Origin of the sequence: Emticicia sp. TH156, from assembly GCF_002855535.1 — a bacterium.
Lineage (GTDB): Bacteria > Bacteroidota > Bacteroidia > Cytophagales > Spirosomataceae > Emticicia > Emticicia fluvialis.
This window is the reverse complement of record NZ_PKRS01000010.1, coordinates 228410-240441: the sequence shown is the minus strand read 5'-3', so window position 1 is coordinate 240441 and position 12032 is coordinate 228410. Positions and strand designations below refer to the sequence as shown.

Below are 12032 nucleotides of genomic sequence, written 5' to 3'. Positions count from 1 at the left end.
TAACCCTTGAAAACGTAAATATAGCAGCATTAAAGTGAACCTGATTAAAAAACTGAATGGCAAAACACAGAGATTTCTGATTTTTGCCATCCTTAGCATTACCCTTGGTTCGTGTTTCAGCAGATGGATAATGACAGAGTCTGAACTGAAACAGCACTACCGCGACAGGCTCTCAAAGCCTTTGTTCCACATGGTTGAAAACGATTCTCTGAAATTGCATTATGTAACCTTCGGAGCAGATACCGCCCAACCGGTATTGTTTATACATGGCGCGCCGGGCTCATGGGACGGCTACCTGAATATGCTGGACGACAGCGCATTGCAGCATAACTACCATTTGATTTCAGTAGACAGACCAGGATACGGGAAGTCACAGAAAAAACCTAAAAAGAGAGTTTATTCACTGGCCGAGCAGGCAAATGCCATTAGCCTGGCCTTAAGAAGTAACCATTCCGGAAAAAAAGCAATAGTTGTCGGCCGTTCTTATGGGGCACCGGTAGCCGCAGAACTGGCTGCTTTGTATCCCCAACTGGTTAAAAAAGTGATTTTGCTATCACCTGCTATTGACCCTGACACCGAGAAATTCTGGTGGTTTTCAAAGTATGGCAAGTTGTTTATAGTAAGATGGTTCTTGCCAGAGAGAATGAATACAGCCACCGATGAAAAATATGCTCATGTGGCAGAGCTAAAAAAACTAAAGAGTGATTGGGCCAAGATTCGGTCAGAAGTAACTGTAATGTGTGGAGGAAAAGACTGGATTGTGGACACTTCAAATTTTTCTTTTGCCAAAAAAGTGCTGGCAGGCAAAAATGCCAGGTTTGTTTTTATACCTGAATCAGGACATCTGATTTCTGCGTCGCATCCGGATTTGGTAAAAAAAGAAATTTACGGAATAGAAGAATTGAATGAGTCGCTGGGCAATTAATAGCCAGCTATTGAATCTTCAGTAAAATTATGCAATAATACCCACCAGAATAGAATTGGAAATTAAGCCGACTTAGCGTTTTCTGCGCAGTCGGCTTTTCTGTTTTAAAGACCTTTGATTTGTCAGATAACGGATTCTTTCACAACCTGCATTGAAAAGCTGATTCTTTTTTTATATTTCTTTGAAACTTTGTTCGTTTCAATTTAACTTTAAAGCCTGCACTTAACATTAATTTGTATCAATAAACATGAAAAACCTTACCTTTATTTTTGCTTTGCTGGCAGTATGTATAGATGTATTTGCGCAAGAAAGTAAAAGCAAAATGCTTGATAACATTGCCAAAAAGGAGATGTATTATGGCTCTATCGCTAAAAAAATATGGAATTATGCTGAGGTGGGTTATCAGGAAACCAGAAGTTCGGCTCTTTTGCAGGAAACATTATCTAAAGAAGGTTTTGCAATTCAGAAAGCAGTGGCTGGTATTCCAACCGCTTTTGTGGCCTCCTTTGGTGAGGGAAAACCCGTAATTGGTATTTTGGGTGAATACGATGCTTTGCCGGGGCTCTCACAAGACTCAACCACTGACCAGAAATCAACTGGAGGTGCAGCCGGCCATGCCTGCGGGCATCATTTATTTGGTACGGCATCAGCCGCTGCGGCCATTGCCGTAAAAGAATACATGAAAGCCAACAACATAAAAGGTACCATTCGCTTTTATGGTTGCCCGGCCGAAGAGGGAGGGTCTGGCAAAGTATATATGGTGCGCGAAGGTTTGTTTAATGATGTAGATGCCGTAATACACTGGCACCCTAATTCAATCAATACCGCTAGTTTTGGAAATTCTTTAGCCAATAAGTCTGGTAAGTTCAGGTTCTATGGGGTTTCTGCTCATGCCTCTATGGCGCCTGAGAAAGGTCGCTCAGCTTTAGACGGGGTAGAAGCCATGAACAACATGGTAAATATGCTCAGAGAACACGTGCCGTCAGACTCGCGCATACATTATGTAATTACCAATGGTGGCAAAGCCCCAAACGTAGTGCCAGACTTTGCCGAAGTTTATTTTTATGCCCGTAACCCCCGGCGCGATGTGGTGATGGACGTATGGTCAAGAATTGAAAAGGCCGCAAAGGGAGCAGCCTTGGGTACTGATACCCGTGTAGAATGGGAATTAACCGGCGGTACCTACGAGTTGCTTTATAACGAAACGCTGGCACAGGTAATGCAAAACAACCTTACCCAAATTGGGGGGCTTAGTTACACGGCAGAAGAAAAGAAATTTGCTGAACAACTTGCCAAAAGCCTGGGCGCAGACCGCCTGAAATATGAAGATGCAACCGATATTAAGCCGCTTGTAAACGAAAAAGGTGGTTCTGGCGGCTCAACCGATGTAGGCGACGTAAGCTGGACAGTACCAACCGTAGGGCTGAGTGTGGCAACATGGGTACCCGGCACACCCGCTCATAGCTGGCAGGCCGTAGCAGCAGGAGGCATGAGTATAGGCCGGAAAGGGATGACCATAGCCGCTAAAACTATGGCTCTAACTGCCACGCAATTGTTTGAAAGCCCGGAAATTCTCAGAAAAGCCAAAGAAGAATTTGCAAAAGCCAGAGGCGAAGGTTTTAAATATATTTCTTTATTAGGCGACAGAAAACCTGCTTTGGATTATAGGAAATAAAGATAAATCAGATTAATTTCAATCAAAAATGTGCCACGGTCTTGTTCTTTACTGAAAAGCCTTGGCACACTTTGTATTATTATTTTCCTTTATCTATATTTCAGTTTTACTATACCTCAAACTTCGTTTCGTTTTTAATTTCACTCATTACAAAAATGCTGTGGGTACTGCCTATGTTCTCTAGTGATGCCAGCTTGTTCATCAAAAAGCTCTGGTATTCGCGCATGTCATCAACCACCACTTTTATCATAAAATCATATTCGCCAGAAATATTGTGGCATTCAATCACCTCAGTTAGTTTTACAATCTGCTCTACAAATTTTTTACCTGCCTCCTGTGCATGTTCTTTTAACCTGATATTACAAAATACCATCAGGTCTTTGCCTATTTTTTCACGATCTATCACGGCAACATATTTCTTGATAACCCCATCGTTTTCCAGTCGCCTTACCCGCTCATAAACAGGCGTTGGCGATAGATTCAAACGAGACGCCAGCTCCTTCGTTGTCAAGTGAGCGTTCTCTTGCAGGTACTTCAAAATTTCGCGGTCAGTGGTATCCAGTTTTTGCATAGATAAATTGTCGTTGTAAGCAAATGATTACATCAAAATTAAAAATAATTCTGGTAAGTATTATACCCTATTTAGATATTTTATCTATTTTATTAAATTTTTTCAAAAAATCAATCTTTAAATAGTATTTTTGTAGGATAAATTATGTTGTTCAGTCATAAGGTAATGAAGGCCTTACAACTAAACTTAAATGACATTAAAAGTGACCGACATTCGCGAAATTCTAAAAAGCAGAATTCTGGTTCTTGACGGAGCCATGGGTTCTTTGATTCAACAATACAAACTTGGCGATGAAGATTATCGCGGAGAGAAATTCTGTGATTTTCCGCATGAGGTGAAAGGTAATAATGATATGCTTTCTATCACCAGACCAGACGTTATCAAAGAAATTCATGCCAAGTATTTTGAGGCAGGGGCAGACATAGCAGAGACGAATACTTTTTCTGCCACTTCAGTTGCAATGGCCGACTACCACATGGAAGATTATGTGTATGAGCTGAATTATGAGTCGGCCAGAATTGCCCGTGAAGTAGCAGACGAATTTACGGCTCGTAACCCCGGCAAGCCACGTTTTGTGGCCGGTTCTATTGGGCCAACAAACCGTACCTTGTCGCTCTCGCCTGACGTAAATGACCCCGGTTACCGTGCCATTACCTTTGATGAACTCGTTGATGCCTATTACGAGCAGATACAAGGCCTGGTAGATGGCGGCGCAGATGTGCTGTTGGTTGAAACCATCTTCGATACGCTAAATGCCAAAGCTGCTCTTTTTGCCATTGATTTATACGATTCTGATAAAAGGAAAGGAACTATCCGTCCATTAAAGAGCAGCTCTATCCCAAAGCAGGATAATACAAATGCCCCTTTGGCTCAAAAGAATGTAAGAATTCCAGTGATGGTATCAGGTACCATTACCGATGCCTCTGGTAGAACTTTATCAGGCCAGACCACCGAAGCATTTCTGACTTCCGTTTCTCATATCGATTTATTGTCAATAGGTTTAAACTGCGCTTTGGGTGCCGACTTAATGCGCCCCTATGTGCAGATTCTTGCAAAAGAAGCCCCATTTCTGGTATCAGCTCACCCCAATGCGGGCTTACCCAACGAAATGGGCGAATATGACCAGTCGCCGGAAGAAATGGCCGACATTGTGGAGGATTTCCTGCAAAACGGTTTCATGAATATCATCGGTGGCTGTTGCGGTACTACACCTGCCCATATCAGGGCTATTGCCGAAGTAGCACAAAAATATAAGCCAAGGGAGATACCTGAATCCGAGCCGGTTCAGAAACTGTCGGGTCTTGAGCCGCTGAGAATAAGCAAAGAATCAAACTTTATTAATATCGGTGAGCGCTGTAATGTAACAGGCTCTAAGAAATTTGCACGTTTGATTCGCGAAAATAAATACGATGAGGCTATATCAGTAGCCCGCGAGCAGGTTGAAGGTGGCGCGCAGGTGATTGATGTGAACCTGGACGAGGGAATGATTGATGGGGTAGAAGCCATGAAAACATTCCTCAATTTGTTGATGGCAGAGCCTGACATTGCTCGTTTGCCAATTATGATTGATTCATCTAAGTGGGAAGTGATTGAAGCCGGACTGAAATGTGTTCAAGGTAAGTCGATTGTGAACTCTATATCTCTAAAAGAAGGAGAGGAGAAATTTAAGGAGTCGGCAGAAAAGATAAAACGCTACGGCGCGTCGGCAGTTGTTATGGCATTTGACGAGCAGGGTCAGGCCGATTCTTATGAACGCCGCGTTGAAATATGTAAACGTGCATACGATATTCTGGTTAATGAGGTAAACTTCCCTGCCCAGGATATCATTTTCGACCCGAATATCCTAACCGTGGCCACTGGTATTGAAGAACATAACAACTATGCAGTTGATTTCATTAACGCTACCCGCTGGATAAAAGAAAACCTGCCGTATGCCAAAGTATCCGGCGGGGTATCAAATATATCGTTCAGTTTCAGGGGTAATGAGCCTGTTCGCGAAGCCATGCATACTGTTTTTCTTTATTATGCTATTAAGGCAGGCATGGATATGGGCATTGTAAATGCCGGGCAGCTGGGTGTTTATGACGACATACCCAAAGATATGCTTGAACTTTGTGAAGATGTGCTTTTGAACCGCAGGCCTGATGCCACCGAAAGGCTGGTAACGTTTGCCGAAACTGTGAAATCGAAAGGAAAAGAGCAGGTGATTGATAATGCCTGGAGAGAATTACCGGTTGGGAAACGATTGGAACACGCTCTGGTTAAAGGCCTGGCAGAATATATTGACCAGGACGTAGAAGAGGCACGGCAGCAATTTGAGCGGCCTTTGCAGGTGATTGAAGGCCCGCTGATGGATGGCATGAATGTAGTAGGGGATTTGTTTGGTGCCGGTAAAATGTTTCTGCCTCAGGTAGTGAAATCGGCCCGTGTAATGAAAAAGGCGGTAGCCTATCTTTTGCCTTTTATTGAAGAAGAAAAGGCGGGAGGAGAAAGCTCAAGTGCAGGCAGAATATTGATGGCTACCGTAAAAGGTGATGTGCATGACATAGGCAAAAACATTGTTGGCGTGGTATTGGGATGTAATAATTACGAAGTGATTGACTTGGGAGTAATGGTGCCAACCGACAAAATTCTGGCGGAGGCCAAGAAACATAATGTGGATATTATTGGCTTATCTGGTCTGATAACGCCCAGCCTGGACGAAATGGTGGGTGTGGCTAAAGAAATGGAGCGTCAGGGCTTTACCATGCCTTTACTGATTGGCGGAGCCACTACATCTCGTATCCATACAGCAGTAAAGATAGACCCGCATTATTCAGGGCCTGTTATTCACGTGTTGGATGCGTCTAAGAGTGTGCCTGTGGCAGGCAGGCTTATGCAGAATGCACAGACCCATCAGGAGATTTTTGATGAAATAAAAACCCAATATGCCAACCTGCGCACCGAACACGCCAGCAGGCAAAAAGATAGAAACTTTGTAAGTATTGATAAAGCGCGTGATAACCGCGTCCCTATTGATTGGGCGAATTTCCAGGCAACTAAGCCAAAGTTTTTAGGGACCAGAATTTTTGAAAATTATGACCTTGCCGAAATTGCAAAATATATCGACTGGACACCATTTTTCCAGACCTGGCAGTTGCATGGCAAATATCCAAAGATTTTTGATGATGAAATAGTAGGTGCTGAGGCCAAAAAACTGTTTAACGATGCTCAGAAAATGTTGAAGAAAGTAATTACTGAAAAATCATTAAGAGCAAGTGCAGTTATAGGTTTTTATCCGGCTAATTCAGAGGGCGACGATATAGTACTTCATAATTTTGAAGAATTTACTTATGACCTTGCCGGACAAGGGAATCTGAAAGGCACCGGGTATCGTGTGATGAGCAACACGGCTGTATCTGAAAAAGGCGAGCTGATTGAAAATACCGACTCATTGGCAACATTGCATCATTTACGCCAGCAAAACCTGAAGGCCCAAAACTTACCAAATCTTTGTTTGTCAGATTACATTGCACCTGTCAGCTCGCACAAAGAAGACTATATCGGAGCCTTTGCAGTTACCGCCGGAATAGGCATAGAGGCCCTATTGGAGCAATATGAAAAAGACCATGACGATTATAATTCAATTATGCTTAAAGCCATTGCAGACCGTTTGGCAGAGGCGTTTGCGGAGTTGATGCACGAAAAAGTTCGTAAGGATTTCTGGGGGTATGCTACCCATGAAGAGCTTAGTAATGATGACTTGATTTCAGAGAAATATCAGGGCATTCGTCCAGCACCGGGTTATCCGGCCTGTCCGGACCATACCGAAAAGCGTACCCTGTTTGATTTATTACAGGCTGAAAAAATTGGCATTGAACTCACCGAGAGTTTTGCTATGTATCCTGCCAGCTCGGTTAGCGGCTGGTATTTTGCCAATCCTGAAAGCAAGTATTTCACAATCGGTAAAATAAGCAAAGACCAGATTGTGGATTATGCACAACGTAAAAATATGACCATAGAAGACGTTGAAAAGTGGCTAAGCCCGGTTTTGAACTATGATTGAGATTCTTAATTAAAAATAACGGAAAGACAACTCATGAGGGTTGTCTTTTTTGTTAGGGGTTTTTAATGTATTTTTGAATATTGAAGCAAGAAAATACACAATGGAGAATTTTATAAAGGAATTAGAGATAGTTAATTTCAAGTCAATTCGGAAATTAAATTTAAAAGATTTTAAGAGAATTAATCTCCTTATTGGAAGACCCAACGTTGGGAAATCGAATATTCTTGAAGCACTTTCTTTATTTAGCATCCCATATTTAAAAGAAAGTTCATTGACAAAATTAAATGATTTGGTTAAACTGGAAAGACCGAATCAACTTCTTTTTAATGGAATAAATGACAGTATTAATGGAATAAGAGCAATCAGAAATAATAGTTTTATAGATAGTTATCACTATGTTTTTGATAAGATTAATGGTGGTATAGAGTTTAATTTAATCTTTAATAATTTGAAGGGGTATCATAATAATGCCACAACTTTCAAATACTCATTTGACGAAGAGTTGAACATAGGCAGTTCAACTATAAACCTATATGAAGTTCCAATAAGTCATATTAAAAGGTTTAGATTTAGAAATAGTATTTTTACAGGTAAAGTCACCAATAGACCTTTTTTACTTCCTCCATTTGGTTCTAATCTTGAATATGTGATTGAATTATTTCCAGACCTTAAAGAAGAATTTAATAATTGGTTTAATCAGTATGGATTGAGGTTTGTATTGGATAGAGCCAGTAACTCAATAAAAATACTTAAAGACTTAGGCAAGGAAGTTTTTATATTACCATATAGTTCCATAGCGGATACTCTTCAACGTTTAATCTTTTATAAAACAGCGATCGCCACTAATGAAAATTCAGTATTAATTTTTGAAGAACCAGAAGCACACGCTTTCCCTCCCTATATTGCAGAGTTTACACAAGAAGTTATTCACTCGAAAACAAACCAGTTTATTATGGCTACGCATAGCCCTATTATCGTCAATGATTTTCTTGAAAATGCAAGAGAGGACTTGTCCATATTCATGGTAGATTTTAAAGATGGTCAGACAGTGGCAAAGCCATTAAGCAGAGAAGAGATTGAAGAGGTTTATGTTAATGGTGTTGACTTATTTTTTAATAATGAAGCATATACCGCCTGATGGACTTAAGAATAATACCTGAATGCTACATTGATACAAAGTTAATCAACTCACTTGTTCCGCCTACAACCAAGTATAACCATCAAAAGGGGTGTCCGGCTGTTGTAAACATTATGCAGAATAAGTTTAGAAATGACTTTGCTGTTGGAATAATAGACAGAGACAAGATTCAGTTATCATATTCTAAAAATTTCGATGTTATTTTTGATATACCCAATAGTCTCCAGTTGTGTAAATTCAGCCATCATTATTTGATTTTCATTTGTCCTGCGATGGAACGATGGATAATTTCCAATTTGGAGATGATTGGATTAAAGTTAAAAGATTTTGGGTTGCCCGAGAATCTTTCTGATTTTACAAAAATAACTAAATCTACAACAAGTGATAAAAGCGATAAGTACTCTCAAAATTTTAGAGAATTATTCAAAGAATTAAAAAGACAAAATCCACCGAGTGTGGCTGCCTTGTCTTTTTGGATAACATATTTGAAAGATAACCCATATAATGCTGATGTAGAGCATATTTATGCTGAGACGAGTCGTATTCTGAATAATCCTTTTAAGTAGTACTTAACTATGTTCACCTACCAAATCAAAAATCCGGCAGAGGCGTTTATCAATATTGAAATAGAGCAAGGAGTGTTTGCCGGTAAAACTTTGAAATCAACAGAACTGCAACCCTGCATGGATATGACCTGCCCCTGCGGAAACATCTATTTTGCAGATGACACCGAAAATGTGTTCGCATTGGATGTATCAACCAGCCATATTCTTAAATATACCGATAAGGATACTTTAGATGGAAGTAAAGATGCTACTCTGAAGGCATTTGAAGATGAGATTACGCCTGCTCAATGGAAAGAACTGAATACTTTTTTCAGAGACCTGAAAGGTATGGCGTCTGAAATGGCCGAAACCAGTAAAATTGAAGCCCAATTTGCCAATTATAAAAAAGTATTGCAGGAGTCGCAGATGGTTTCTTATTATGAAATACTGCCTTGGTCTTATGACCTGCATCTGGAAATTGACGGTACAAAGTATTGGATAAGCGATTTTTATTGCGTACTGCCGTCTTGTCAGTGTACCAGCGTAATGCTTTTGTTTTCGTTGAGTTATGATGAGCAGCCCAATCTTGAACTCTGGTTTGATTATGCCAAGCAGGAAGTATCTATGGGCCAGCTGGACGACAAGACATTGCCGGTTACCAAAATTATCAGAGAAATTAAATACACACAAGCTGATAGATTCAGAAAAACCTTGAGCAACAGGCACAAACGGATGAACGATTTTTTTGTTGATTTTTTAAAAAGAAACAACATTACGCCCAGCATGAAGTCGCCGGTGATTGCAGGTGATAATTTAGGCAGAAATGATCTGTGTGGTTGTGGAAGCGGCAAGAAATATAAAAAATGCTGTGGTGCGTAAACATCAAGAGCGGGCTGACAACACCCGCTCTTGTTATTTATATTAAAATAGAAGCTTATTTAAGCCATTCTCAATACTTCAAAGCGTCTTTGTAGCAGATAGAATCCACCGAATAACACTCCTGAATAGAACAGGTCTCCAAGAATCTGATTTTGATAAAACTCAAGACCTGCAGCATAAGAAGCTATAATGCCTGTCCAATTATGAGGGTAATTCCCTAAAGTAGGGTTTGGGACTGGCGCTTCAGGGTATAAAAAGGCAAAGTTTGTTATCAGATAAAAAATTGTTGAACTCGCTAAAGAAGCACCGGTTACTCTTAAAACTGAAACTTTATTCAGAAAAAATATACCAATTAGTGTTACAAGCAAAAATGAGCCATAAGTTACCGGCATACCCGAGTGGAAACCCCAACCGGTTAGTAATTCATACATGGTGTCACTCAGAAGCATAGCCGCCATTGGTATGGCAATTGCCACCCAACGTTTGGTAAAATAAGCGCCTCCGAACAAAGCTAATGCTGCCATGGGTGTAAAGTTATACGGATGCGGCAGTATTCTTACAATGGCTGCAAGAACAATAATGGCAACAATAGTAGAAAAACGTGTAATATTCATAAATATCAATTGGTCTGTATCAGGATTTTACTGATTCTTCAGTATTAAAGATTGCAAAATTACAAAGCAAATGTAACAAACAAAAATTAATAGGTCGTTTACATTACAATCATTAATCAGTAAAGCACCCAGGTATCCTTACTACCGCCCCCCTGAGAAGAGTTAACAACCAACGAGCCTTTGCGCAAGGCCACCCTGGTAAGCCCGCCCGGTGTAACATGTATACCATTGCCATACAAAATATAAGGTCGTAAGTCTACATGGCGGCCTTCCAGCCCATCTTCCAGCACACAGGGGCTGCGCGATAGTGATATGGTTGGTTGGGCAATATAGTTTCTTGGGTTTTCTTTGATTCTCTTTCTAAAAAGGTCATGTTCTTTTTTAGTTGCTTTCGGCCCAATAAGCATTCCGTAACCGCCTGCTTCGTTGGCTTCTTTTACCACCAGGTCGGCTATGTTTTCTAATACGTATTTCAATGCGTCTTCTTCGCCGCATATATAAGTATCCACATTGGGTATAATGGCTTCTTCACCCAGATAATACTTAATAATTCTTGGTACGTAGGCATATACTACTTTATCATCAGCTACGCCGGTGCCGGGTGCATTGGCTAGTGCAATGTTTCCTTTTTTATAAACATCAAAAATGCCCGGTATACCAATTAACGAATGCGGATTAAAGGTTAGCGGATCCAGAAAAGTATCATCTATTCTTCTATACACAACGTCTACCGTTTTAAAACCTTTCGTTGTACGCATTTTTACATAATCGCCAGATACCACCAGATCTCTGTAATCTACCAGTTCAACACCCATTTGCTGGGCAAGGTAAGAGTGTTCAAAATAGGCTGAGTTATAAATACCCGGTGTAAGCACCACCACAGTAGGGTCGGGGCGGCCTGAAATGTAACGGAGTACTTCCAGTAGTTTGGCCGGGTACTCTGAAATAGATCGTACACTTGACTGCGACAGCACATCAGGGAAGGTCTGTTTTGATAACTCACGGTTTTCCAGCATATAAGAAACTCCAGAGGGGCAACGGAGGTTATCTTCCAGCACCCTGAAAACGCCGTCGTTTCCACGAATCAGGTCTGTTCCGGTAATATGTATCCATATTTTTTTAGGTGGTGTTAGCCCTTTACATTCTTTCAGAAACCCTTTGCTTGATTCAATAATTTCTCGCGGAATGATTTTGTCTTTAATTATTTTCTGTTGATTGTAAATATCCTGCAGAAACAAATTGAGTGCAGTAATTCGCTGGATAAGCCCTTTTTCTAGCCGGTTCCACTCAGAAGAATCAATTACTCTGGGTATAATATCAACCGGAATGATGCGCTCAGTGCCTCCTTCTTCCGAGTAAACGTTAAACGTTATCCCTGCCGATATCATGGCACGTTCGGCGGCATGTTGTTTGGTTTGTAGTTCACCAATGGTTAGTTTTTCTATACGCTCTTTCAAAAAATGATTTCCTACCCGGGCAGTGGCATCAGCAGTAAGCATTTCGTCAAAGAAATTTTCGGTCTGGTAGTTTTTGAAGTCGTAGGTCATAAAGTTTCTTTGGTTTTTAGGATAAACTATTTTACTAAAATATTACAACTGTTTATTAATTCAAAATCTAATATCGGTTTTTGTCAATAATTA

General features: G+C 40.6%; 9 protein-coding genes. 6 read left to right on the top strand and 3 right to left on the bottom strand.

The annotated features are described in order from the left end of the window. The first annotated feature begins 34 nt into the window (after positions 1-34). On the top strand, positions 35-925 hold the full coding sequence (locus C0V77_RS18950) for an alpha/beta fold hydrolase (RefSeq protein ID WP_229236326.1): 891 nt from the start codon (positions 35-37) through the stop codon (positions 923-925). A gap of 247 nt (positions 926-1172) precedes the next feature. Then, entirely contained in the window at positions 1173-2600 is a 1428-nt protein-coding gene (locus tag C0V77_RS18945; protein ID WP_101727927.1) for an amidohydrolase, read from the top strand. A 109-nt stretch (positions 2601-2709) separates the two neighbouring features. On the opposite strand, the gene C0V77_RS18940 is transcribed toward C0V77_RS18945, so the two are convergent. Beyond that, a complete protein-coding gene (locus tag C0V77_RS18940) occupies positions 2710-3171 on the bottom strand; it encodes an Lrp/AsnC family transcriptional regulator (protein ID WP_101727926.1) in 462 nt (153 codons plus the stop codon). 190 nt (positions 3172-3361) lie between these two features. Here C0V77_RS18940 and metH point away from each other — a divergent pair, with 190 nt between their 5' ends. The 4 genes from metH to C0V77_RS18920 all read left to right on the top strand — a co-directional run bounded on the left by metH (position 3362) and on the right by C0V77_RS18920 (position 9778). Then, complete coding sequence (metH, locus tag C0V77_RS18935; protein ID WP_229236325.1) at positions 3362-7216, top strand: methionine synthase; 3855 nt, start codon at positions 3362-3364, stop codon at positions 7214-7216. 100 nt (positions 7217-7316) lie between these two features. Beyond that, on the top strand, positions 7317-8354 hold the full coding sequence (locus C0V77_RS18930) for an ATP/GTP-binding protein (RefSeq protein WP_101727925.1): 1038 nt from the start codon (positions 7317-7319) through the stop codon (positions 8352-8354). Next, positions 8354-8920 carry a hypothetical protein gene (locus C0V77_RS18925; protein ID WP_101727924.1) on the top strand — a complete coding sequence of 189 codons (567 nt, stop codon included), beginning with the start codon at positions 8354-8356 and terminating at the stop codon, positions 8918-8920. Before C0V77_RS18930 ends, C0V77_RS18925 begins: the two co-directional genes overlap by 1 nt. 9 nt (positions 8921-8929) lie before the next feature. Then, entirely contained in the window at positions 8930-9778 is an 849-nt protein-coding gene (locus tag C0V77_RS18920) for an SEC-C metal-binding domain-containing protein (RefSeq protein ID WP_101727923.1), read from the top strand. 59 nt (positions 9779-9837) lie between these two features. On the opposite strand, the gene C0V77_RS18915 is transcribed toward C0V77_RS18920, so the two are convergent. After that, positions 9838-10392, bottom strand: a complete 555-nt coding sequence (locus C0V77_RS18915) for a DUF6580 family putative transport protein (protein ID WP_101727922.1) — start codon at positions 10390-10392, stop codon at positions 9838-9840. A 116-nt stretch (positions 10393-10508) separates the two neighbouring features. Further along, positions 10509-11939, bottom strand: a complete 1431-nt coding sequence (locus tag C0V77_RS18910) for a circularly permuted type 2 ATP-grasp protein (protein WP_101727921.1) — start codon at positions 11937-11939, stop codon at positions 10509-10511. Positions 11940-12032 lie beyond the last annotated feature (93 nt).

What these genes read in the sequence shown, in the direction of transcription:
- C0V77_RS18945 (WP_101727927.1), top strand. Translation starts at nt 1,173, where the DNA reads ATGAAAAACCTTACCTTTATTTTTGCTTTGCTGGCAGTATGTATAGAT.
- C0V77_RS18940 (WP_101727926.1), bottom strand. Translation starts at nt 3,171, where the DNA reads ATGCAAAAACTGGATACCACTGACCGCGAAATTTTGAAGTACCTGCAA.
- metH (WP_229236325.1), top strand. Translation starts at nt 3,362, where the DNA reads ATGACATTAAAAGTGACCGACATTCGCGAAATTCTAAAAAGCAGAATT.
- C0V77_RS18930 (WP_101727925.1), top strand. Translation starts at nt 7,317, where the DNA reads ATGGAGAATTTTATAAAGGAATTAGAGATAGTTAATTTCAAGTCAATT.
- C0V77_RS18925 (WP_101727924.1), top strand. Translation starts at nt 8,354, where the DNA reads ATGGACTTAAGAATAATACCTGAATGCTACATTGATACAAAGTTAATC.
- C0V77_RS18920 (WP_101727923.1), top strand. Translation starts at nt 8,930, where the DNA reads ATGTTCACCTACCAAATCAAAAATCCGGCAGAGGCGTTTATCAATATT.
- C0V77_RS18915 (WP_101727922.1), bottom strand. Translation starts at nt 10,392, where the DNA reads ATGAATATTACACGTTTTTCTACTATTGTTGCCATTATTGTTCTTGCA.
- C0V77_RS18910 (WP_101727921.1), bottom strand. Translation starts at nt 11,939, where the DNA reads ATGACCTACGACTTCAAAAACTACCAGACCGAAAATTTCTTTGACGAA.